The sequence below is a fragment of the Mesorhizobium sp. M1088 genome (assembly GCF_040318575.1).
Lineage (GTDB): Bacteria > Pseudomonadota > Alphaproteobacteria > Rhizobiales > Rhizobiaceae > Mesorhizobium.
The window spans coordinates 218769-240659 of record NZ_JAMYMO010000007.1 but is presented as its reverse complement, the minus strand read 5'-3'; the positions used below and the strand labels follow the sequence as shown (position 1 = coordinate 240659).

17 protein-coding genes and 1 pseudogene are annotated in these 21891 nt (G+C 63.0%); 15 read left to right on the top strand and 3 right to left on the bottom strand.

The window, feature by feature from the left end; genetic code table 11:
* Positions 1-67: 67 nt before the first annotated feature.
* The gene (locus NKH49_RS12105) at positions 68-445 is read right to left on the bottom strand and encodes a dihydrofolate reductase family protein (protein ID WP_352926210.1); all 378 of its coding nucleotides are present in this window, start codon (positions 443-445) and stop codon (positions 68-70) included.
* A 276-nt stretch (positions 446-721) separates the two neighbouring features.
* Between NKH49_RS12105 and NKH49_RS12100 the strand changes: the two genes are divergently transcribed.
* The 10 genes and pseudogenes from NKH49_RS12100 (at position 722) to NKH49_RS12055 (ending at position 13699) form a co-directional block, all read left to right on the top strand.
* Positions 722-1672 (top strand): HamA C-terminal domain-containing protein, encoded by a 951-nt coding sequence (locus NKH49_RS12100; RefSeq protein WP_502907872.1) that lies wholly within the window; start codon positions 722-724, stop codon positions 1670-1672.
* Positions 1669-4290, top strand: a complete 2622-nt coding sequence (locus NKH49_RS12095) for a DEAD/DEAH box helicase (RefSeq protein WP_352926206.1) — start codon at positions 1669-1671, stop codon at positions 4288-4290. The genes NKH49_RS12100 and NKH49_RS12095 overlap by 4 nt, the downstream gene beginning before the upstream one ends.
* A gap of 17 nt (positions 4291-4307) precedes the next feature.
* Positions 4308-4607, top strand: coding sequence for a DCL family protein (locus NKH49_RS12090; RefSeq protein WP_352926204.1), 300 nt, complete (start codon positions 4308-4310; stop codon positions 4605-4607).
* Positions 4608-4978: 371 nt separating this feature from the next.
* A pseudogene (locus NKH49_RS12085) lies at positions 4979-5201 on the top strand (LacI family DNA-binding transcriptional regulator); the annotation flags it as partial.
* Between the two features lie 171 nt (positions 5202-5372).
* Positions 5373-6815, top strand: a complete 1443-nt coding sequence (locus NKH49_RS12080) for a DUF6600 domain-containing protein (protein WP_352926202.1) — start codon at positions 5373-5375, stop codon at positions 6813-6815.
* A 316-nt stretch (positions 6816-7131) separates the two neighbouring features.
* Positions 7132-8193: a LacI family DNA-binding transcriptional regulator gene (locus NKH49_RS12075; protein ID WP_352926200.1), complete on the top strand. Its 1062-nt coding sequence runs from the start codon at positions 7132-7134 to the stop codon at positions 8191-8193.
* An 83-nt stretch (positions 8194-8276) separates the two neighbouring features.
* Positions 8277-9530 carry an ABC transporter substrate-binding protein gene (locus tag NKH49_RS12070; RefSeq protein ID WP_352926198.1) on the top strand — a complete coding sequence of 418 codons (1254 nt, stop codon included), beginning with the start codon at positions 8277-8279 and terminating at the stop codon, positions 9528-9530.
* Between the two features lie 368 nt (positions 9531-9898).
* Positions 9899-10828: a carbohydrate ABC transporter permease gene (locus tag NKH49_RS12065; protein ID WP_352452309.1), complete on the top strand. Its 930-nt coding sequence runs from the start codon at positions 9899-9901 to the stop codon at positions 10826-10828.
* Positions 10828-11685, top strand: coding sequence for a carbohydrate ABC transporter permease (locus NKH49_RS12060; RefSeq protein WP_023674366.1), 858 nt, complete (start codon positions 10828-10830; stop codon positions 11683-11685). Before NKH49_RS12065 ends, NKH49_RS12060 begins: the two co-directional genes overlap by 1 nt.
* A 28-nt stretch (positions 11686-11713) precedes the next feature.
* Positions 11714-13699 (top strand): glycoside hydrolase family 127 protein, encoded by a 1986-nt coding sequence (locus NKH49_RS12055; protein ID WP_352926196.1) that lies wholly within the window; start codon positions 11714-11716, stop codon positions 13697-13699.
* Positions 13700-13717: 18 nt separating this feature from the next.
* On the opposite strand, the gene NKH49_RS12050 is transcribed toward NKH49_RS12055, so the two are convergent.
* Positions 13718-14497 carry a response regulator gene (locus NKH49_RS12050; RefSeq protein ID WP_352926194.1) on the bottom strand — a complete coding sequence of 260 codons (780 nt, stop codon included), beginning with the start codon at positions 14495-14497 and terminating at the stop codon, positions 13718-13720.
* A 231-nt stretch (positions 14498-14728) separates the two neighbouring features.
* Between NKH49_RS12050 and NKH49_RS12045 the strand changes: the two genes are divergently transcribed.
* The 5 genes from NKH49_RS12045 (at position 14729) to NKH49_RS12025 (ending at position 20971) form a co-directional block, all read left to right on the top strand.
* Positions 14729-15643, top strand: coding sequence for a cytochrome-c peroxidase (locus tag NKH49_RS12045; protein WP_352926192.1), 915 nt, complete (start codon positions 14729-14731; stop codon positions 15641-15643).
* Positions 15640-18156: a two-component system VirA-like sensor kinase gene (locus NKH49_RS12040; protein WP_352926190.1), complete on the top strand. Its 2517-nt coding sequence runs from the start codon at positions 15640-15642 to the stop codon at positions 18154-18156. Before NKH49_RS12045 ends, NKH49_RS12040 begins: the two co-directional genes overlap by 4 nt.
* A gap of 168 nt (positions 18157-18324) precedes the next feature.
* Positions 18325-19374 carry a methyltransferase gene (locus tag NKH49_RS12035; RefSeq protein WP_352770873.1) on the top strand — a complete coding sequence of 350 codons (1050 nt, stop codon included), beginning with the start codon at positions 18325-18327 and terminating at the stop codon, positions 19372-19374.
* A gap of 14 nt (positions 19375-19388) precedes the next feature.
* On the top strand, positions 19389-19895 hold the full coding sequence (locus NKH49_RS12030; RefSeq protein ID WP_352474406.1) for a hypothetical protein: 507 nt from the start codon (positions 19389-19391) through the stop codon (positions 19893-19895).
* 188 nt (positions 19896-20083) lie between these two features.
* Positions 20084-20971: a class I SAM-dependent methyltransferase gene (locus tag NKH49_RS12025; protein WP_352474404.1), complete on the top strand. Its 888-nt coding sequence runs from the start codon at positions 20084-20086 to the stop codon at positions 20969-20971.
* 112 nt (positions 20972-21083) lie between these two features.
* Here the strand turns inward: NKH49_RS12025 and NKH49_RS12020 are convergent, their stop codons facing one another.
* The gene (locus NKH49_RS12020; protein WP_352873252.1) at positions 21084-21824 is read right to left on the bottom strand and encodes a gamma-glutamylcyclotransferase; all 741 of its coding nucleotides are present in this window, start codon (positions 21822-21824) and stop codon (positions 21084-21086) included.
* Positions 21825-21891: the final 67 nt, after the last annotated feature.

The window sequence follows — 21891 nt, the reverse complement described above, 5'->3', positions numbered from 1 at the left end:
GCCAAATCCAGCAATTTGGGCTTGTGGCTGAATCAGGACGTCCGCAGCAGCAGCAAGAAAGGGCGGATCAGAACCCTCCGCCTGGTGGCTGCGAACTCGATCGCCTCAATCGCGGGAGGAATCCGCGCAGCGTCAAGCTGGTCGAGGCGACATATTTCGGCAGCGCGTTGAACCGGTCGGCGAAGTCTCCGGTTTCCCTGGGCCAGGAGCCGGCAAAGATCTCATAGGTCGCGCGCCCCAACAGCATGGCGCAGCTGTCGGCAAGCTCGTCTTCCTTGAATTTGTGCATCTCATCATTCCAGGTCACGCTGGGCAGCTTCTCGACCTCGGCGATGCTATCGACGCTGATGAATTCGGTGACGATAAGTTTTCTCAGGGCGGGGTCCTTTCTGCCAGGGGGCGAACCGAGCGGCCTTCCGAGAACCGCGCCGTCGGTGAGGTCCACCGTCCGCGTCGCGAATGACCGCAGTGCGCCGCATATCGGTCGACTACGAAATAAGAGCGGCTGACAATAGGGGACGTTCGTTAAAACCAGCTGTTCATCTACGCTACGAGCCATTGAGGATATCGAGAAACGATTCGCGTTCGCCTCTTACATCTGGATAATTGAAGTAATTATAGCGGCTACGGCTGTTGAACTTCAACGAAGTCGTGTTAAATCTACGATTCAATATTTGGCTGATTTTGAGGGCAAGTAGGTGAGCCTGAACAGGGGGCAAGTCTGTCGACGATAAACGCGACCGTTCTCGAGTCCGCGCTCATAGGTAATCCAGAAGCGCTAGCCGTACATCTCACACTCGTTGAGCGTGACGTTCTCCTTGCGGGACATTCGGTCAAGATTCACTGCCACTGTCTTGCCGTAGACGGCAATGGCCGCATCCAGATGCGCCGTCTTGCAGAATTCATGAGGAACGCAGCGGCGGACTATGCGCTGCCGCGCTCCAAGATCGCTGAGGCGAAGGCGCGCGACGCGAAGTATAACAGCACTGAAGCGGTCGCCGAATTGGTTGAAAGAGCCAAGCGTTCTTTCACCGACCTTGCGAAAACGGGCGAAGGTGGCGAGATGCTGCTTTTCCTGCTCGCCGAGCGCTTCCTCAAGCTGCCGCAGATCCTTTGCAAGATGGATCTGAAGACGGACGACCGGCTCCACTACCATGGCGCGGACGGCGTCTACGCCGGCGTGACGCCGGAAGGCGTCCTGAAACTCTACTGGGGCGAGTCCAAGATCTACGAGGACGCGGGTGATGCGATCCGAGCCTGCCTCGACTCCCTCGCTCCCTATCTGATCGAGCCGGAACACGAAGGAGCCGAGCGAGAGCGCGATCTCCTGCTGCTGAGCGACAAGGTGGATCTTAGCGATCCGACGCTCACTGCTGCGCTCCGGCAGTACTTCGATCGGTCGTCGCCCCAATCGAACCGCGTCCGATACTGCGGGCTGGCGCTAGTGGGCTTCAAGGCGTCGTTTTACCCCGAGGAGAACTCCCAGGCAATCGCGGACGACATCGCGGTGGCGGCGCGCAATGCGCTGGTCGGGTGGATCGAGAACATTGGCAAAGGCCTGACCAAGAACAAACTCGAACAGCTAGAGATCGAGTTCTTCTGCGTGCCCCTGACGTCTGCGCAGGGCTTTCGGGATGTATTCCTCGAGACGATGGGCTTGAAGAAGAAATGAGCCTCGGGGATCTTCAGTCGTGGCTGCTCGCGGTAGGCCTGCGCGAAGACTTGGACAAGATCGTCCGCCTGACTGTCCGGTCCGATCTGGACAACCTTGCGGAAGAGCCTGACGAGCCAACTGCGCAGGGTATCGAATGGCAACGCCTCGTTCTCGCGGGAAGCATCCTAGCCCGGTCCGAGGCGCGGGCGGACCAGGAGGCTGCCCTCAGGATTGCAGTCGCCGCGATCACCCTCACCGAAGACAAGATCGTCAGGGACGCAGGAGCTGTGCTGCTCGGGAAGCTTTCCAACTTCCGCGCCGTCTCGCTGGCGGTCGGACGCGAACTCGTGGCACCCGGTCTCGACGAACGGCTGGGGGTTGCGCTCCGCCTTGAGTCTCAGCGCCGTGAGATGGACCGTTCGGTCCTCGTCACAACCACTGGGACGTGGATACAGGTGAATGACTTCCAGCAGCGATTCTGGACCAATGCCTCGCAGGCAAACTGGCTTTCGGCATCTGCGCCCACCGCGTCGGGCAAGACGTTCGTCGTACTGCAATGGCTCATTGACCAGCTCGGCGCTTCCGAGGCGACGGTGGCAGTTTATCTCGCTCCCACCCGGGCCCTCGTCTCGGAAATCGAGACGAATCTGTACAGCCTTCTGGGCGACGCAAAGGACATCATGGTGTCCTCGCTGCCTCTGCGCAGCAAGTACGACGTGGCTCGCGCGGGCGGCGCGCGACTCGTTCTGGTCCTTACGCAGGAGCGGATGCACCTACTCGCCAACGTGCTTGGCGACGCATTCCTCGTCGATCTCCTCATCGTGGATGAGGCGCACAAGATCGGCGACGATGGAAGGGGCGTCATCCTACAGGAGGCGATAGAGCGCTCGGCCCGCACGAACCCAAAGATGAAGCTCGTCTTCATTAGTCCTGCAACTCAGAATCCGGGCGAACTCCTGGCGGACGCACCGGAGGGCATCGAGACAGTAGCGGTCGATAGCGACGTCCCGACCGTCCTCCAGAACTTGCTGCTGGCGAGACAGGTTTCCGGAAAACCTAAGCGTTGGACACTGGAGTCGCGGCAAGCGGACGCCACGATCCCGATCGGAACGCTTGAGCTTGCGACCACGCCGGCCAGCTTCATCAAGCGTCTTGCCTTTATCGCGGCGGCCGCCGGCAAGCGCGGCGGGACGCTCGTCTACGCCAACGGCGCAGCCGACTCCGAGGACATCGCCGACCTGATCAGTCAGCTTCAACCGAAGCCTGAGCCAAAACTCGGTGATCCGGAGCTAGCTGCTCTGGCCGAGCTCGCGCGAAAGGGCGTGCATCCACACTTCCGGCTCGCGCCTATGGTTGAGCGGGGCGTGGCGTTCCATTTCGGCAACATGCCTTCACTTCTCCGTCTCGAGATTGAGCGGCTGTTCCGGTTGGGCAAGATTCGTTTCCTCGTCTGCACGTCGACGCTGGTGGAAGGGGTCAACCTCTCCTGCCGCACGATTGTGGTTCGGGGTCCTCGCAAGGGACTCGGCAATCCCATGGAGCCGCACGACTTCTGGAATCTGGCGGGTCGGGCCGGGCGCTGGGGAGACGAGTTCCAAGGCAACATTATCTGTATCGATCCGAATGATACAATGGCATGGCCGAAAGGTGTTCCGCTCCGCGCGAGATATCCGATCAAACGGGAGAGTGATGCCGTGCTCGACCTTGGCGATGGGATCGTCGACTATCTGGCGAAGCGAGCGGAGCAAGCGCTTTCGGATCTGGAAGGCACTAAGGAGTTTGAGCAAGTTGGAGCCTACCTTCTCACATCCTATATGCGGCTGGGGTCAATCTCCCAGGCAGATCTCGCAAAGCGCCACGACCCCGCCTTTATCGCTAGACTCGACGAAGTGCTACAGGGTCTTGCAAACCAGTTAGACATCGATGTGCAGTTGGCCGCTCGCCACCCCGGCGTCAGTCCCGTCGGACTGCAGCGCCTCCTGGAGACCTTCAGGAACTATGAAGGCGAGCCGGAGAACCTGCTGCCGGTCGAGGTCGCGAGCGACGATAGCTATGACCGGTTCGTCACGATCATGCGCCGGATCAACGGAAGTTTGTTTCCGGCGTTCGAACCTGAGGGGCGCATCAGGCTTTTCGCCCTAATCGTCTTCCAGTGGCTGAAGGGCAGGTCCCTTGCTGAGATCATCCGCAGGAACATCGCCTGGCACGAAGAGGTCAAGCGAGCCTATAGCCTGCCGACGCTTATACGCGACACTATGGCCCTGGTTGAACAGATCGCCCGCTTCAAAGCGCCGAAGTACCTGTCGGCCTACATGGACGTGCTGCATCTGCATCTCAGGTCAATAGGCCGTGAAGATCTGATCGACCATGGATTGGACATCGGCACCCAGCTCGAGTTCGGCGTCTCCTCCCGCACGCTTATCTCCCTGATGGAACTAGGCCTGTCCCGCATGAGCGCGGTGGCACTCTACGAAAAGATCGCTCGCGACGATCTCAATCAAGAAGAATGTCTCGAGTGGGTTGTAGAGCGCGCCGATCAACTCGAGGGCATGGACATTCCTGCTGTCATTGTTCGGGAACTGCGCGAGCGGCTGCTTTCGACAAACAGAGCCGAGAACGCAACGGCTCTTGAGTGACATGAAAGGAGGATGAAATGGCTAAGAAGAAGCCGGTGACTCTCGGCCCTAAGCACTTCGAGAAGAAAGGCGATGCCGTTGCCTACTTAAAGGCGATGCTTCATCGTTATGATGTCGGGGACCGGGTTAACGCCGCCGACTCCATCGTGTTGGGGGCTGCCTTGGCCCGTCATCCAGAAGCCAAGGAGAAGATTGGCAGCGGTGTTAATAGCTTCAGCGTGCGAAGCGCTGATTTCGGGAGCAAGTGCTTCTGGGTGAACAGGACGGATGGCACCACCATGAGATTCTCCCATACGGCCTGTGTTTGGAACACCTAAGTCTGCCTTCTATGCTGATTACACGGCGCGTCTAGTAACTGGTCAGCAAGCACTGGTTGGTAGCGATGCCAGCTGTGCAGCTTATGCTGCGCGAAACCAGACCACCCGCTTTCGGCCAGAACGCGACGTAAGGTATCTGCTCGGCAATTACCGCCCCTGACGCAAAGTGATCGCAGACACCCCGTACTCAACGAGAAATCTCGAACACCCTTAGCAAAGTCATCCCCCTTGCCATACCCGCATTTCGGTCCTAATCTCCCTCTGAGAAAACCTTTTCTCAAATCGCCCCGCATCCGCTGACCTCACTATTCAGAACCCCGCCGGGCATTAAGAGAAAAGCTTTTCCCCCTGGGCGGATCGATATCCAAACCATGGCCTCCGACGCCCAGCCAACGCCCGCCAAGCAGCCCGTCACCTTGCGTGAGGTGGCCGCCATCGCCGGCGTGAGCGTGGCCACGGCGTCCAAAGCGCTGAACGGGCAGGGGCGGATGACCGCCGAGACACGCGAGCGGATTCGCGAGACGGCGCAGCGGCTTGGCTTTCGCCCGAACAGCCTGGCGCAGAGCCTGTTGCGGCGGCTCCTTTACCGTCGGGCCCGCTGACCAACGACCTATCGCCGCGCCTTCGGCGCGCATTTGTGATGGTCACCGCCCTCATGAAGCAACTTTGATATTTCGTATCATCGTGCGATGCCAAGCCGTTGCCGGAGCGGATGCGGGTAACGTCAGCAAAGTGGAACAATCCGGCAGCCGGCGGGTTTGTACGATGAAGGGCGATCTGTTTCGGAGGAAGATTACGATGAAACGCGTCCTTGCCCGACATGCGGTGCGACTGATGCTGGGCGGCGTAACCGCCTGCCTGCTCACAGTCGTCGAGATTCCCAACCCAATTGCGCCATTGTCGCTCGTGTCCGAGGCAAGGGCTGCCACCACCGTTTCGATCAGCACGTTCTACGAAGACCTGTCTTCCTATGGTGATTGGGTCTCGTATCACGGAGCGACCGTTTTCGTGCCGGTTGATGTGCCTGACGATTGGCGTCCGTATACGCTTGGACACTGGGTCTATACCGAGCAGTATGGCTGGCTCTGGGTGTCCGACGAGCCATTCGGCTGGGCGACGTACCATTACGGCCGGTGGGGCTATGCCGACGATATCGGCTGGTACTGGGTTCCGGGCACCCGCTGGGCGCCAGCATGGGTGAGTTGGCGTCGTGACAGGGAGCACATCATTTGGGCGCCGCTGCCGCCCCGCCGCGATCCGGATTTGATTTCAATCGAGGTGACCTTCGACACGACGCCGGATTATTACTGGGTTGTGGTCCCCACCCGCGAATTCCTTGCCGCGGACATTTCTGTGGTCGTTATTCGTGATGAGCCGGAGTTTGTGCGCATTGTCGAGGCGGCCGAACCGGCCGGCGACGTGACGATCCAGAACAATTTGGTGATCAACAAAGTCATTGATGTCGATGTGATCGAAAAGGAGACGAACCAGAAGGTGACTGCCGTCAAGGTCAGCAAGACCGACGCGCCCGAGCAGTCCGGCAAACTGGAAAACGATACGGTCGCTGTCTTTGAGGGCGAGGTGAAAGCCGACCCTAAGGCCAAACCAGCTAAGCTCAAAGACATCGAGGAGGTGAAGCAGGTTCAGGCTGGCCGGAAATCGAAGCCGACCGAAGGCGCTGCAACGACCGAGCAGGCCAAGCCCGAAGAAACCGCCAAGCCTGAGAAGCCGAAGGCCAAGGAGCAGCCGGCCACCGAGCAGCAGCAGGCCGAGCCCGGCAAGGCGGCCAAGCCTGAGAAGCCGAAGGCCGGGGAGCAGCCCGCCGCCAAGCAGCAGCAGGCCGAGCCGGAACAGGCGGCCAAGCCTGAGAAGCCGAAGACCAAGAAGCAGCCCGCCGCCGAGCAGCAGCAGGCCGAACCGGAACAGGCGGCCAAGCCCGAGAAACCGAAGGCCAAGAAGCAGCCCGCCGCCAAGCAGCAGCAGGCCGAGCCGGAACAGGCGGCCAAGCCTGAGAAGCGGAAGGCCAAGAAGCAGCCCGATGCCGAGCAGCAGCAGGCTGAGCCGGAGCAGGCTGCCAAGCCTGAGAAGCGGAAGGCCAAGGAGCAGCCAGCGGCCGAGCAGCAGCAGGCCGAGCCCGAGCAGGCGGTCAAGCCCAAGCCACAGAAACAGAAAAACAAGGCGTGCGATCCACAGACTGAGAACTGCTAGCTCTGCGGGTAGACTGCGGCACCGCGATTATTCGGTCGCGGTGCCCGCTGAACGGCAATGCACGCCAAAGCTGCTCGCCCTCTTTCCTTCGGGCCCCCATGGCAGATCCTGGACCCAGGGCAGCGAGTCGTAGTTGACTGCCGAACATGCCTGTAACCAGGCCATTCCCTCTTGCCATCCTTGCATCCTTCCCCTAATCTTCCTTTTGAGAAAACCTTTTCCCAACTCTGCCGGCATCCGCTGACTTCACCATTCAGCGGCTCGCAGGCCGATAAGAGAAAAGCTTTTCTCAAATGGGAGGATCGATATCCAAATCATGGCGTCCGACGCGCAGCCAACGCCTGTTTCTGCCAAGCAGCCGGTCACCCTCCGTGAGGTGGCGGCACTCGCCGGCGTCAGCGTCGCCACCGCCTCAAAAGCGCTGAACGGGCAGGGGCGGATGACTGCCGAGACGCGGACGCGCATTCGCGAGACGGCGCAGCGGCTTGGCTTTCGCCCGAACAGCCTGGCGCAGAGCCTGTTGCGGCGGCGCTCCTTTACCGTCGGGCTTTTGACCAACGACACCTATGGCCGCTTTTCGCTGCCGCTGATGGCCGGCGTTTCCGATGCGCTCGTCGATGCCGGCGTCTCGGTGTTTTTGTGCAATGTCGAGGACGACCCACGCCTTGCCCAGTTGCATGTCGATGCCATGCTCGACAAGCGCGTCGACGGCATCATCGCCACCGGCAAGCGCATCGATCGCCATCTGCCGGTCGACCTCGCCAATCTCGGCATTCCGGCGATCTACGCCTTTACCGAGCCGGATCCCGGCGCCATCGCCTTCGTCTCCGACGATGCCGGCGGGGCGCGGCTGGCGGTCGAGCATTTTTGCCAGCTTGGGCGGCGGCGCATCGCCCATGTCAGCGGTCCCGCGAGCTTTGCCGTGGTGCATGCGCGGGCCGAGGCCTATCGCGAGGTGCTGGCCGAGAAAGGCCTGCCGGTCATGGAGCCGCTGCTTGGCCCGTGGTCGGAGGCCTGGGGCCACGAGGCGGTGAGGAAGCTGTTCGACGGCGAGGGGTTCGACGGCACGCGGGAGCGGCCCGATGCCGTCTTCTGCGGCAACGACCAGATCGCCCGCGGCGTCATCGACGCTTTGCGCGAGCGCGGGATCGGCGTGCCGGACGAGGTCGGCGTCATCGGCTTCGACAATTGGCAGATCGTCGCCGAGGCGACCCGCCCGCCGCTGACCTCGGTCGACATGAATCTGGCCGCGCTCGGGCGCGAGGCCGGCCTTGCCTTGCTTTCGCTTGTCGGCGGCGAACCCGCTCTGCCGGGCATCAGAAAACTGCCGTGCCGGCTGGTGGTGCGTCAGTCATGCGGCCGTCCGCCGGACGGCTGAACGAAACGGGCCGTGTCGATAGTCACCCGCTTGGGGGCGCGGCTAAATTAAAACGCTAAATTAAAACCATGTGGAGGAGAAGCATGAGAACCACCATTACCGGGCTCGCCATCGCCGCGAGCATTTTCGGCACGCTGGCGACGGTCGGCTCGGCCGCCGCCGATACCGCCAACATCTGGGTTCGCGCCGACGGCTCGAACTTCATGCCGCGCGTCGTCGATGCCTTCAACAAGGGGCATCAGAACCAGATCAAGCTCGACATCATCCCCAATGCCGAAATCATCCCGAAATACGGCGCGGCCGCTGCCGGCGGCACGGCACCCGATGCGCTGTCGCTCGACCTGATCTACACGCCGTCCTTCGCCGCCGCCGGCCAGCTGGAGGACATCACCGACTGGGCGAAATCGCTGCCTTATTTCGCCAGCCTGTCGACGGCGCATGTCAAGACCGGCACCTATAAGGGCCGCATCTACGGGCTGCCGTTCTCGGCGGACTCCTCGGTGCTGATCTGGAACAAGAAGCTGTTCAAGCAGGCCGGCCTCGACCCGGAAAAGGGCCCGACCAACTGGGCCGAGATCGAAGCCGACGCCGAAAAGGTCAACGCGCTCGGCGGCGACATCAAGGGCTTCTACTTCTCCGGCAATTGCGGCGGCTGCAACATCTTCACCTTCACGCCGCTGATCTGGGCCTCGGGCGGCGACATCCTGACGGAGGACGGCTCCAAGGCGACGCTGGACACGCCGCAGATGCGCGGCGCCATCGACCTCTACCGTTCGATGGTCAAGAAGGACCTGGTGCCTTCAGGCGCGCAGACCGACACCGGCTCCAACTTCTTTGCCGCCTTCGCCACCGGCAATATCGGCATCTCGCCGTCCGGCGCCTTTGCCATCGGCGCACTCAACACGCAATATCCCGATATCGACTACGGCATCACCTTCCTGCCCGGCAAGGACGGCGGCTGGTCGTCGTTTGCCGGCGGCGACAATTTCGTCGTCACCAAGGGCACCACCAAGGTGGCGGTGGTGAAGGAGTTCCTCGATTTCGCCTATTCGCTCGAGGGCCAGACCATTTTGGCGAAATACGGCAGCCTGCCGGTGCGCGGCGACATCGCCAATGAGGCGCTGAAGGAACTCGACCCGCGCTACAAGGTTGCCGCCGAAGCCATGGCCAAGGGCCGCACGCCCTATTCGGTGGTGTTCAACGACCTGATCAACTCGGCCAACGGTCCGTGGAACCAGATGATGAACGAGGTCTTCTTCGGCGAAGACGTCGACGGCGCCATCGCCAACGCGCAGGAGACCATGCAGTCGATCATCGATTCGGCGCCGCAGAAGTAAAGCGCCGGCGCCCACCTCCCCCTCGAGGGGAGGTCGGACCGAAGGTCCGGGTGGGGTCGTTGCGGCAGTGCTCGACGTTCCTGTCGGCGCGCTTCGCGGAGGACCCCACCCCCGGCCTTCGGCCGGACCCTCCCCTCGAGGGGGAGGGGACGTCCCGCCAATGGAACAACAGGCATGAGCACCATCACAGTACGCCGTCGCAACGTTGGCTCCCCCTTCTCCCCTTGTGGGAGAAGGTGTCGCCGAAGGCGACGGATGAGGGGTGCTCCAGCTTGGCTCGGACGGCATTCCTTCCAACACCCCTCATCCGTCTCGGCGCTTCGCGCCGATCCACCTTCTCCCACAAGGGGAGAAGGAGAAGGCCAGCGATGACCACCATCACAGCAACCACCGCCGCGCCAGCGCGCGCATACAAACTGGTCGGCGCCGGCCGCCGGCAGTGGATCGGCCTGCTCTATGTCGCGCCGGCCGTCGCGCTTGTCGTCGTCTTCTTCATCGTGCCGCTTTGCATGACCGCCTGGATGTCGCTGCACAACTGGCCGCTGATGGGCGCGCATAGCTTCATCGGGCTCGACAATTACTGGGCGATCCTGCGCGATACCCGCTTCTGGAACGCGCTGAAATTCACCGGCTATTACACGGTGGTGGTGACGATCGCGATCTTCGCCGTCGCCTTTCCGCTGGCGCTGTTCATCGAAAGGCCGCGGCAGCTGACCGGCTTCTACCGCACGTCCTTCTTCATGCCGGCGGTCATCGGTTTTGCCTCGGCGAGCCTTTTGTGGTCGTGGCTGCTCAATGTCGATTCCGGACTGTTCAGCCCGGCCGCCTTCGAGCTTGGCCTGACCGAGAAGAAATTCAACCTGCTGGCGACCTTCCAGCCGGCCTTCTGGTCGATCATCGCCATGGTCGTGTGGAAGGTGGCGGGCTTCACCATGATCATCCTGATGACCGGCCTGCAGTCGATCCCGCCGGATCTGCAGGAGGCGGCGATGATCGACGGGGCAGGGCCATTCGCGCGGTTCCGGGCGATTACCTTGCCCTTGATGCGCCGCACGCTGGCGCTGGCGCTGATCCTGTCGGTCGCCGGCTCGATCCTCGCCTTCGACCAGTTCTACATCATCCTGCGCGGCGGCCCGCGCAACCAGACGCTGACCGCCGTCTACTGGATCTTCAACCAGTCCTTCGTATCGTTCAAGCTCGGCTATGGCGCGGCACTTTCGATGGTCCTGCTGGTCATCCTGGTGGCGCTCAGCCTGATCCAGCTGCGGCTGCTGCGCAATCCGGAAGGGGTCGACTGATGGCGCAGGCTCGCACCCGCAAACGCCGCATCGGCATGCAGATCGCCGAGCACTCGACCGGCATCATCGCGTCCATTCTGTTCCTGGCGCCGATCGCCTGGACGGTGCTTTCGGCCTTCAAGCCGGCGCAGGAGGCGCGCCAGCCGCCGCTGCCGCCGTGGCCGACCAGCGGCATCTCGCTCGAGAACTACGCGACGCTCAACACCTTCGGCGACGGCCTCTGGCTGCCGGCGCAAAACAGCATCTACGTCTCGGTGATGACGGTGGTGCTGTCGGTGATCGTCAGCGTGCTCGCCGGCTACGGTTTCTCGCGCTTCCGCTTTCCGCTGAAGAACCTGCTGTTCGTCGTTATCCTGTCGACGATCATGATCCCGTTCCAGTCGATCCTGACGCCGATCTTCCTGGTACTGACCAAGATCGGCCTGCACAACACGCTGACCGGGCTGGTCTGCGTCTACGTCACGCTGCAGCTGCCGTTCTCGATCTTCATGATGCGCAACGCCTTCGACGCGGTGCCGCGCGAGATCGAGGAAGCGGCGCGCATGGACGGCGCCAACAACGTCACCATGCTGTTGAGGGTGATGCTGCCGCTGGTCTGGCCGGGAATCGTCACCATCGCGCTGTTCGCCTTCCTTGGCGCCTGGAACGAGTTTCTGGCGGCGCTGGTGCTGATGACAGACCAGTCGAAATTCACGCTGCCGATCATGATGACCGCGCTGCAGTCCGGCCGCTTCGGCGCCATCGACTGGGGCGCCGTGCAGGCCGGCGTCACCGTCATGATGGTGCCGTGCCTGGTGCTCTTCCTGCTGCTGCAGCGCTTCTACATCCGCGGCCTGATGGCAGGGGCCGTGAAGTGACCACAAGAAATCGAACGGGAGTAAATTGATGACCGCATCGCAATCCGCCAGTCAGGGCGCCAAGCCAAAACTCGCCTTCCGCCCGCTGCCGGTGCCGCAGGTCGACGTGCGCGGCTTCTGGGGCGACCGCGTCGATGCCGTCGCCGCAAAGACCGCCGGCATCCTTTACGACCGCTGCGTCGAAGCGCGCATGCTCGAGCAGATCGACCCCGACCGGCCATCGCCGGGCGTCGTCATTCCGTTCCACTCACCTTCACCGGACGAGGCGGCCACCGCCGGCAACGAGTTCACCGGATCGACGGTGACGACGCAGATGTTCTGGGACTCCGATTGGGGCAAGACCATCGAGACCGCCGCCTATTCGCTCTATCGCCGCCGCAACGACGAGCTCGAGAAGAAGATCGATGCCGTCATCGACATGTATGGAAAGCTGCAGCAGCCCGACGGCTATCTGTCGAGCTGGTACCAGCGCATCCAGCCGGGCCTGCGCTGGACCAACCTGCGCGATTGCCACGAGCTCTATTGCGCCGGCCACCTGATCGAAGGCGCGGTCGCCTATTACCAGGCCACGGGAAAACGCAAGCTGCTCGACATCATGTGCCGCTATGTCGATCACATCGCCGAGACGTTCGGTCCCGAGCCCGGCAAGAAGAAGGGCTATTGCGGCCATGAGGAGATCGAGCTGGCGCTGGTCAAGCTGGCGCGGGTGACGGGCGAGCGCAAATACATGGAGCTAGCCAAATACTTCATCGACCAGCGCGGCCTTGAGCCGCATTATTTCGACGAGGAGGCGCGCGCCCGCGGCGCCGACCCCAAGGCCTATCATTTCAAGACTTACGAATACAACCAGTCGCACAAACCGGTGCGCGAGCAGGACAAGGTCGTCGGCCATGCGGTGCGGGCGATGTATCTCTATTCGGGCATGGCCGACATCGCCACCGAATATGGCGACGACACGCTGCGGGTGGCGCTCGACCGGCTGTGGGACGACCTCATGACCAAGAACCTCTACGTCACCGGCGGCCTCGGGCCGTCGTCGCACAATGAGGGTTTCACCGCCGATTACGACCTGCCCAACGACACCGCCTATGCCGAAACCTGTGCTTCGGTCGGCCTGGTGTTCTGGGCAAGCCGGATGCTCGGCATGGGTCCCAATGCGTGCTACGCCGACATCATGGAGCGGGCGCTCTACAACGGCTCGATCTCCGGCCTGTCGCTCGACGGCTCGCTGTTCTTCTACGAAAATCCGCTCGAAAGCCGCGGCGCCCACCACCGCTGGAAATGGCACCGCTGCCCGTGCTGCCCGCCCAATGTCGGGCGCATGGTCGCCTCGATCGGCAGCTATTTCTACGGCCTGTCGGACGACGCACTCGCCGTCCATCTCTATGGAAACGGCACGGCTCGTTTCGATATCGCCGGGACGCAGATAGAGCTCACCCAGACCAGCAATTATCCATGGGACGGCGCGGTCTCGATCTCCGTCGAACCGGAAGCTCCGACCGCGTTCACTTTGCACCTGCGCCTGCCGGCCTGGTGCCGCAAGGCAGCGCTCAAGGTCAACGGCGCCGATGTCGATCTGGAGGCTGTCACCAGCGACGGCTATGCCGCGATCCGCCGCGAATGGCGCAAGGGCGACCGCGTCGAGCTCGACCTCGAAATGGCCGTCGACCGCCTCTACGCCAACCCGCAGGTGCGGCAGGATATCGGCCGCGTCGCACTGGCGCGCGGCCCGCTGATCTATTGCGTCGAGGAGACCGACAATTCCAGCCAGCTGCACCGCATCGCACTACCGCGCACGGCCGACATCGAGGCGCATCAGCAGCCGAACCTTCTGGGCGGCGTCGTGACACTTTCGGCGATTGCCAAAAAGGAGGCTTTCGAAAACTGGGAAGAGGGGCTCTACCGCACCGATGCGCCGGCGGTCGAGGACGCGAAAATCACCGCCGTGCCGTATTTCGCCTGGGACAACCGCGACCCCGGCGAGATGCTGGTCTGGCTCAGAAGCGCGGGGTAGGCTGGGCGCGGCAGCGGCTCAAAGTACCTCGACCGCAGTCGCGAATATGTAGCCGGCGCCACGCTCCGTAACAATGAGCTTCGGCTCGCTCGGATTGACCTCGAGCTTGCGGCGCAGCCGCAATATCTGCACGTCGATGCTGCGGTCGAACACCTCTTCGTCGTGCACGCGGCTGGCAGCGAGAAGCTGCTCGCGGCTCAGGATCTGCTGCGGCGATTTCAGGAAGGCTGCCAGCAGGTTGAACTCGCCGGCGGTCAGCGGCGTCGCCTCGCCCGCCGCCGACCTCAGGCGCCGCATCCGCATGTCGAGCTCCCAGCCGGCAAAACGATAGCGTATGGGTTTCTTGCCGCGCGGCTGCGGCTGCGTCGACCGCGATCGCCGCAGCACGGCGCGAATGCGCGCCAGCAGCTCCCTGAGGCCGAAGGGCTTGGTGATGTAGTCGTCGGCGCCGAGTTCCAGGCCGACGACGCGATCCACCTCGTCGCACCTGTGGCCGGTGATGATGATGATGGGCGCTTCCGGCGGACTGCCGAGTTGCCGCATGATGTCGAACCCGTCCTCATCGGCAAGCCGCATGTCGAGGATCATCAGGTCTACGGGCTTTTCATTGAGGACGCGCGACATGGCCTGGCTGTCGGCGACCGCGCTGACCCTGAAGTTTTGGCTCTCCAGGTAATTGGTGAGCATATCGCGAATTTCGGGGTCGTCGTCGACGACAAGGATATGCTTCGGCGCCGCTGGCTGCTCGATACTGCCTCTCGACTGCTGTTCGTGGCGAATGTTTTGTTCGGCTGACATCTCGCACCGTCCGCAAGCATGGAACTCATGACCGAGCCGTTGCTTTATTTAAACGTCGATTTTCGGCGATTTGGTGAACGCCGATGATCTACGTGATCGCACACCCTGCCGCAGGCTCGCTCGATGGCACATCAGCAGATTGGTAAGGTTCGGGCGGGGCTTTTTGTTCCACTTTGCCTGGCAATGGCGGCACCTTTTGCGTTGGCCCAGAGCAATCAGCCGGCCCCGCCGATGGGCGAGCCGATTGCACCGATCACGGCCAGCGGCCCCTCCGACCGGGCGAAGATCGCGCTTGGCGAGAGCCTGTTCAACGATGCCCGCCTGTCGCATGGCGATGTCGTCGCTTGCAGTTCCTGTCACAGGCTCGATTTCAGCGGCGACGACGGTCTGGCCCGTTCCGTGGCGGCGGATGGCAAGCCGCTCGATTTCAACACGCCGACCGTCTTCAACGCGGCGCTCGATTTTCGGCTGAACTGGCGCGGCAATTTCCGCACTTTCGAGGAGCAGAACGAGGCAGCCCTGCTCGATGACAGGCTGATGAATACGAGCTGGGAGGAATTGCTGACCAAGCTGCGCTCGAATGCTGAGTATTCGCAGCGGTTCGCGAGGGTCTACGGCTCCATTCCCGACCGGACAAACGTGCTCGACGCGCTTGTTGTCTTTCAACGGTCGCTGATCACGCCCGATGCCCGTTTCGACCGCTATCTCAAGGGCGAACGCGAAGCCATCACGACCGACGAAGAGCACGGCTATCAACTGTTCAAAGCGTATGGCTGCGTCGCCTGCCACCAGGGCGCCAACGTAGGCGGCAATCTGTTTCAGAAATTCGGCATCTTCCAGGATCCCTTCGCTCGCCAGAAGACCCTGACCAAGGCGGATCTCGGCCGCTTCGCCGTTACCGGCGCCGAGAGCGACCGCCATGTGTTCCGCGTTCCCAGCCTGCGCAACGTCGCGGTGACGGCGCCGTATTTTCACGATGGCCGCACCGCATCGCTCGCAGACGCGGTGAAGATCATGGCGCGCAACCAACTCGGCCGGGAGCTCGACCAGCGCGATGCCGATCTCATCGTCGAATTCCTCGGGACACTGACGGGCGAGTATCGCGGCCGGCCGTTGACCAGCGCAGCCGATCGTCTGCAGCAATGAAGTCGCTACGCATCCTGGCGCCGATCGTTGCCTGCCTGCTCATCGCCTTGACCTACCTCCTGGTGCAGGGCACGGCTCCCGATGCGGCGCGTCACGAACACACGCTCGATGCGCTCAGGACCGTCATCCTCTATAACGCCGCACTCCAACGCGATGTTTTAAGGGCACGCGCGGGACTGCTGCGCAGCTACGATCCGCTTGTGCGGTCGATCGAGAACCTGGATGAGGCGACGCAGACGCTGCCGGCTGCCCGCGACGTAGCAAGCGGCGAAACACGGGCGGATATCGACAAGCTGATCGCCCAAGTCATCGCCGCGATCCGCGACGAGGAAGCGCTCGTCGAGAGGTTCAAGTCCGATAACGCGCTGCTGCAGAACTCGCTGAACTTTTTCAACTATATGAGCGGTCGTCTCACGAGCGAGGGTGACGGCCTTCGAGCGGTCGAGATAGGAGCCCTGATGGTCGCAATGTCGCGGTTTATCAGCGATCCCCAGCCGGATGCGGCAAAAGCAGTAACCGCCGCACTCGACCGGCTGGCAAGGCCCTCCGTCGATGCCGTGCCTGCAAGCGATGTGCTCTCGCTCGTCTCCCACGGCCGGCTTATCGTCACCAGGCTTCCGGCGGTCGACGATCTCGTCGCCCGCCTGCAGACCGCGCCGACGAGCGAGCGGGCTCGCGCGCTGCAGGACGTCTATCTCGGTGCGCATGGGCGGGCCGCGGCGCGGGCCGAACTGTTCCAGACGCTGCTTTATGTCGCCGCGTTGGGCCTCGTCGGCTATGTCGCCTACCTGTTCGCCCGCCTGCGCCGCAACGCGCGGATCCTGCGCGAGCGGCTGGAATTCGAGGACCTGATCGCCTCGATCTCCACGCAGTTCATCAATCTGCCGCGTGACCGCATCCGCGCCGGCATCAGCAAGGGCCTCGCGCGCCTGGTCGAACATGCCGGGCTCGACGGCGCCCAGATTTTCGTCAGCCACATCGCCGATCCTTCCGGCGGCTACTTCTATCGCCGTCCGGGCGGGAGCAGGCCGGCCCGCCTGTCGAAGGACATGATCGAGCTGGCTTCACGCTGGACGCTGGCCGACCACGAGCGGCAGGGCTGCATCGACGTTCCCCGCGTCGGCGAGCTTCCCGAGGGGCGGGAGAAGGCATCCCTGCAGGCGCACCAGTTTCGATCGTGGCTGTGCATACCGATGTGGCATGCCGGCGAGCGGTTGGGTTTTCTGGCTCTCGATACCGTCACGCACGAAAAGCATTGGGCCGACGACGACATTGCACTGCTGCGCACCGCGGCCGAGATTTTCGCCAATGCCATCGTGCGCGAGCACAACGAACGCGAGCGTGAGGCACTGCAGGCGCGGCTCAATCAGTCGCAACGGCTGGAAGCGATCGGGACGCTCGCCGGCGGCATAGCGCACGAGTTCAACAACATCCTCGGTGCCGTCCTTGGTTACAGCGAGATGGCGCTGGCGGTGCTGCTGAAGGAGTCGCGCGCGCGGCGCTACGTCCAGCAGATCATGCAGGCCGGCAGGCGGGCGCAGGACGTCACCGAGCAGATCCTCGCCTTCGGCCGTCGTCACGAGCGGCAGCATCACGCGCTGCGGGCTGAAGCCGTGGTTTCCGAAGCGATCGACCTGCTGCGCGCCTCGTTCCCCGCCACGCTTTCAGTGCAGACGCGTCTTGCAGCCGCGGATGCGGCGATGATGGGCGATCCGACCGAGCTTCAGCAGGTGGTGATGAACCTCGGCACCAACGCGGCGCAGGCGATGAACAACCGCGGCGCATTGGAAATCGGTCTCGACACGACGGAATTCGTCGAGGCGCGGATGCTATCGCACGGCAACCTGCCTGCCGGGCGCTACCTCCGCCTTGCCGTCAGGGACACCGGCAGCGGCATGGATCAGGCGACGCTCGAGCGTATCTTCGAGCCGTTCTTCACGACCAAGCCGGCAGGGCAAGGCACCGGGCTCGGCCTGTCGACGGTGCACGGCATCGTCATAGCGCACAGAGGCGCGGTCGACGTGAACAGCAAGCCCGGCGAAGGCACGACCTTCGAGATCTATTTTCCGCGGATCGAGGCCGCCGAAGCAACCCAGAACGAGGACGAGAGCGACGCCGCCGAGGTGCCGGTCAAGCATGGCAACGGCGAGACGATCCTCATCGTCGACGACGACACGCCGCTGATGCAACTTGCGGAGGAAATGCTCGCCGCGCTCGGCTACGAGCCGGTCGGGTTCGACCGCAGCCCCGCGGCTCTCAGCGCATTTCGCACCGATCCGGAACGCTTCGACCTGGTGCTGACGGACGAGGTCATGCCCGACATCACAGGGATCGAATTCTCCGGCCGGTTGCACAAGATCCGGCCCGACCTTCCGGTCGTGCTGATGACCGGTTACGGCCGTCAGCTGCGGTCGCGCCAACTGACGGCGGCCGGCATAAGCGAAGTCATCAAGAAGCCGCTGCTGTCGGCCGCCGTCGCACAATGTCTTGCCCGCCATCTGCATTCAGGCTGATCACGGCCGGCCGGATTTCTTCGTTACAACCGTAACCAAAATCCCAGCTGGCTGAAATCGACCCGTAGCCGGGCCAGTCGATGGTCCTCCCGCGCCCAGACCATGATCCCAAAAAACCGGGAACCGGTTTTTTGGGAGGTCATGGTCTCTTGAGGAAGGAGAAATCTTATGGACGCAACCATCACCGAGGTAACGAAACAGGCGAATGACGTCGCAGAACTGTCGCCCGAAAGCCTTATGCAACTCGGCCTCGGCTTCTGGGCATCGAAGACGTTGCTGAGCGCCGTCGAACTTGACCTTTTCACGGAGTTGGCGGCCGGACCCCTCGAAGGGGAAACACTGAGAAACCGGCTCGGACTGCATGAGCGGGGAGCGCAGGATTTCTTCGACGCGCTTGTTGCGCTGCGCATGCTTGAGCGCGAGGGCAACGTCTACTGCAACACGCCCGTGACTGACCGCTACCTTGACCGCAACAAGTCGACCTATGTTGGCGGGATGCTCGCCAGGGCCGGTCAGCTGCTTTACGCGAACTGGGGCTCGCTCACCGACGCGCTCAGGACGGGCAAACCGCAAAACGGCACCCAGGACGGCGAAGATCTGTTCGACATGCTGTTTTCGGACCCGGACAAGGTAAAGATGTTCGCGCAGGCGATGACCGGCGGCAGCCTCCAGGTGGCGGAGGCGCTCGCCCGGCATTTTCCCTGGGCGGACTATTGTACCTTCATCGATATCGGCACAGCCGAAGGCAGGCTTCCGGTCGAGGTCGGCCGCGCCCATCCGCATCTCACCGGCGGCGGTTTCGACCTGCCGCCGATGCGGCCGGTGTTCGAGGCCTATGTGGAGCGGCACGCACTTGCAGACCGGCTTCGGTTTTATCCCGGCGACTTCCTTGCCGAGCCGCTGCCTTCCGCCGACGTGCTGGTGATGGGTCATATCCTGCACGACTGGAACCTGGAGGTGAAGCGCGCGCTGCTGGCAAAGGCCCATTCCGCGCTGCCGAAGCAAGGCGTGCTCATCGTCTACGACCAGATCATCGATGACGAGCGACGGGACAACGCTGCGGGTCTGCTGATGAGCCTCAACATGCTGGTCAACACCAATGGCGGGTTCGACTACACGCGCGCCGACGGCATGGGCTGGATGCGGGAGGCGGGCTTTGCGGAGGTCCGCTGCGAGCATCTCGCCGGGCCTCACTCGATGATCGTCGGCATCAAATAGCAGCGGAGAAGCTGATGACACGAAGAGCTCTCATCGCAATTGCCGCCCTTGGCCTGGCCGCAGCATTCACCGCCGCAACGCTCAACCAGGGTGAGGTCGGCGCGGCGTCCGCGACCGCTTCGATCGAGCACGGTCGATACCTGGTGAAAATCGGCGGCTGCAACGACTGCCACACGCCAGGGTACCTGGAGAAGGCCGGCAACGTTCCGCAGGATCGATGGCTGATCGGCGATTCGCTCGGCTTCAACGGGCCGTGGGGTACGACTTACCCGACCAATCTTCGCCAATTTTTGCGGACCATGGACGAGGACGACTGGGTACAGTTCGCGCGCACGATCGAGACGCGCCCGCCCATGCCATGGTTCAACCTGCGTGCCATGAGCGAGCCCGACCTGCGCGCCATCCACCGATATGTGCTTTCGCTCCCGGCAGACGATACGCCGGTTCCGGACTATGTGCCGCCCGGTCGTCCGCCGAAGACGCCGCATATCGTGTTCGTTCCGCGGGCGCCGAAATCATAGTGGCGTCCGAACGCCGGGCGCAGGGTGGTTCTCCGCTTGCGCGGTACCCCAGGCACGGCGCCTGTTTCAGTCGTAACGCAATTCCCGATTCCGGAAATCACGTTGTAGCACCGATCTCCGATGGTGACGGTCGGGCCCCGGGCGGTCATCAGGCTGCCCAGCGGTCACAAATCCCGGATAAATCGATCATGGAGTCAAACATGTACAATCTGCTTGCCGAACATGCGCCGAAGACCGGCCGTGATCAGAGCCCCATGGATCCGCGTCCCTATGCGTTGGGTTACACGCAAAGCGAATTCAAGCGCCTGGAGCTGCAGGGAGCGCTCATTCACGACCTTACCGAGCATGTCCTGCGCAGTGCGGGCATAGGACCCGGCATGCGCGTGCTCGACATTGGCTGCGGCGTAGGTGATGTCTCCTTGCTGGCCGGAAGGCTGGTCGGACCGGCGGGAAGCGTGCTTGGTGTCGATCGCTCGGCAGAGGCTGTGGACATTGCCGAGCGGCGCGCCACTGAATCCGGCCAGTGTTACTGGACACGTTTCACGACGGCCGAGCTTGATACATTCTCGCCCGACGGGAGCTTCGATGCGGTGATCGGCAGGCTTGTCCTGATGTATCTGCCCGACCCGGCCGCAACCCTGCGCAGGCTTGCCGGTTTCCTGCGGCCTGGCGGCATCGTCGCCGTCCAGGAAATGGCGATGCCGCTCACCCGCAGTTTTCCAGAGGCGCCGCTGTTCGGCAAATGCCGCGGCTGGATCATCGACACGATCGAGCGCGCGGGTTTCGAGGTCGACATGGGTGGCAGGCTGCCCATGGTGTTCGCCGGCGCAGGGCTGCCGGCGCCGCGGATGAACTCCGCCGGCCTCGCCGGCAGCGGACCCGACTCGCCGATCTACGACTATATTGCCGGCACGTTGCGCAGCCTGTTGCCGATGGCCGAGGCAGTCGGTACCGCAACCGCCGCCGAGGTGGAAGTCGATACCCTCGCCGAGCGGCTGCGCAACGAGGCTGTCGAGCAGCAGACGTGCATCATGCTGCCGCCCTTTGTCGGCGCATGGGCGAACACACTGGCATAGAACCGAAGGAAGGACACACGATGCTCGATGCTGCCATCGGCGAGCGCGCGGGACATCTCGTCGACCTGCAACATCGATTTCGCCTGGGAGCCCGACGAGATGCTGGTCTGGCTCAGGGACGAATGAAGCCCGATCGCAGCGCCCGACCGATCTCCTCGGCCACAAGTTCCTGCAACTGCCAGAGATTGCGGTCGCGGATGCCGCAGGCGTCGAGATGGCGAATGGTCTCGAACAGATATTCGGCGCCCGAACCCCAATGGCCGACGGCCGTGGCCAGGGTCGCCGCTATCGCTCGCTTTTCGAGCTTGCCAGCGTAGCGTGGATTGGCGGGATCGACAACGAAACCAAGCGCTTGGCCCGTGCCGTCGCCTGTCCTGACCTGCAGCCAGCGCGGCACGTTGACGGCCGGCAGGATGGTCATCTCGCGGCGCAGCAGCGTTTCGAGATTGGCCGCCACGGGCTCGGCGACCTCGAACACCATGCCCTGGCATTGGCCGCCGCGGTCGAGCGCCATCATCAGGCCGGGCTGCTCGATCGTGCCCCTGAAGCGCTGCACTGTAAAACAGAACGAACGGTGCCAGCCCGTCGCCACGGCCCGTTCGCCACCCCTGACCTCGCCGGCCGGCTTCCACAGCAGCGAGCCATAGGCGAACAGCTTCACCGGCCCGCCCGGCGCGGCGGCCAGCACCTCGTCGCGAATGCGCCCGTAATCGGCATCGGTCATGTAGACCATGCCCGGCGTCGGCCCGGCATCCTCGACCGCCCGCAAGGTGCGGGCGACCAGCGCCTCGGTCAGCGCCATCGGTGTCTTGCGCGGCGAACGCCGTGATGCGGCGGAAATGACCTTGCTCATCCTCATGCTCTCAGCCTTGCCGCCATGTTGCCGAAGGCTGAAGGATTCTCAAGGGCCGAGTACACCA

Coding starts and splice junctions, on each gene's coding strand:
- NKH49_RS12080 (WP_352926202.1), top strand. CDS start 5,373: ATGAAGGGCGATCTGTTTCGGAGGAAGATTACGATGAAACGCGTCCTT.
- NKH49_RS12050 (WP_352926194.1), bottom strand. CDS start 14,497: ATGTCAGCCGAACAAAACATTCGCCACGAACAGCAGTCGAGAGGCAGT.
- NKH49_RS12060 (WP_023674366.1), top strand. CDS start 10,828: ATGGCGCAGGCTCGCACCCGCAAACGCCGCATCGGCATGCAGATCGCC.
- NKH49_RS12025 (WP_352474404.1), top strand. CDS start 20,084: ATGGAGTCAAACATGTACAATCTGCTTGCCGAACATGCGCCGAAGACC.
- NKH49_RS12090 (WP_352926204.1), top strand. CDS start 4,308: ATGGCTAAGAAGAAGCCGGTGACTCTCGGCCCTAAGCACTTCGAGAAG.
- NKH49_RS12035 (WP_352770873.1), top strand. CDS start 18,325: ATGGACGCAACCATCACCGAGGTAACGAAACAGGCGAATGACGTCGCA.
- NKH49_RS12020 (WP_352873252.1), bottom strand. CDS start 21,824: ATGAGCAAGGTCATTTCCGCCGCATCACGGCGTTCGCCGCGCAAGACA.
- NKH49_RS12030 (WP_352474406.1), top strand. CDS start 19,389: ATGACACGAAGAGCTCTCATCGCAATTGCCGCCCTTGGCCTGGCCGCA.
- NKH49_RS12070 (WP_352926198.1), top strand. CDS start 8,277: ATGAGAACCACCATTACCGGGCTCGCCATCGCCGCGAGCATTTTCGGC.
- NKH49_RS12065 (WP_352452309.1), top strand. CDS start 9,899: ATGACCACCATCACAGCAACCACCGCCGCGCCAGCGCGCGCATACAAA.
- NKH49_RS12045 (WP_352926192.1), top strand. CDS start 14,729: ATGGGCGAGCCGATTGCACCGATCACGGCCAGCGGCCCCTCCGACCGG.
- NKH49_RS12055 (WP_352926196.1), top strand. CDS start 11,714: ATGACCGCATCGCAATCCGCCAGTCAGGGCGCCAAGCCAAAACTCGCC.
- NKH49_RS12075 (WP_352926200.1), top strand. CDS start 7,132: ATGGCGTCCGACGCGCAGCCAACGCCTGTTTCTGCCAAGCAGCCGGTC.
- NKH49_RS12095 (WP_352926206.1), top strand. CDS start 1,669: ATGAGCCTCGGGGATCTTCAGTCGTGGCTGCTCGCGGTAGGCCTGCGC.
- NKH49_RS12040 (WP_352926190.1), top strand. CDS start 15,640: ATGAAGTCGCTACGCATCCTGGCGCCGATCGTTGCCTGCCTGCTCATC.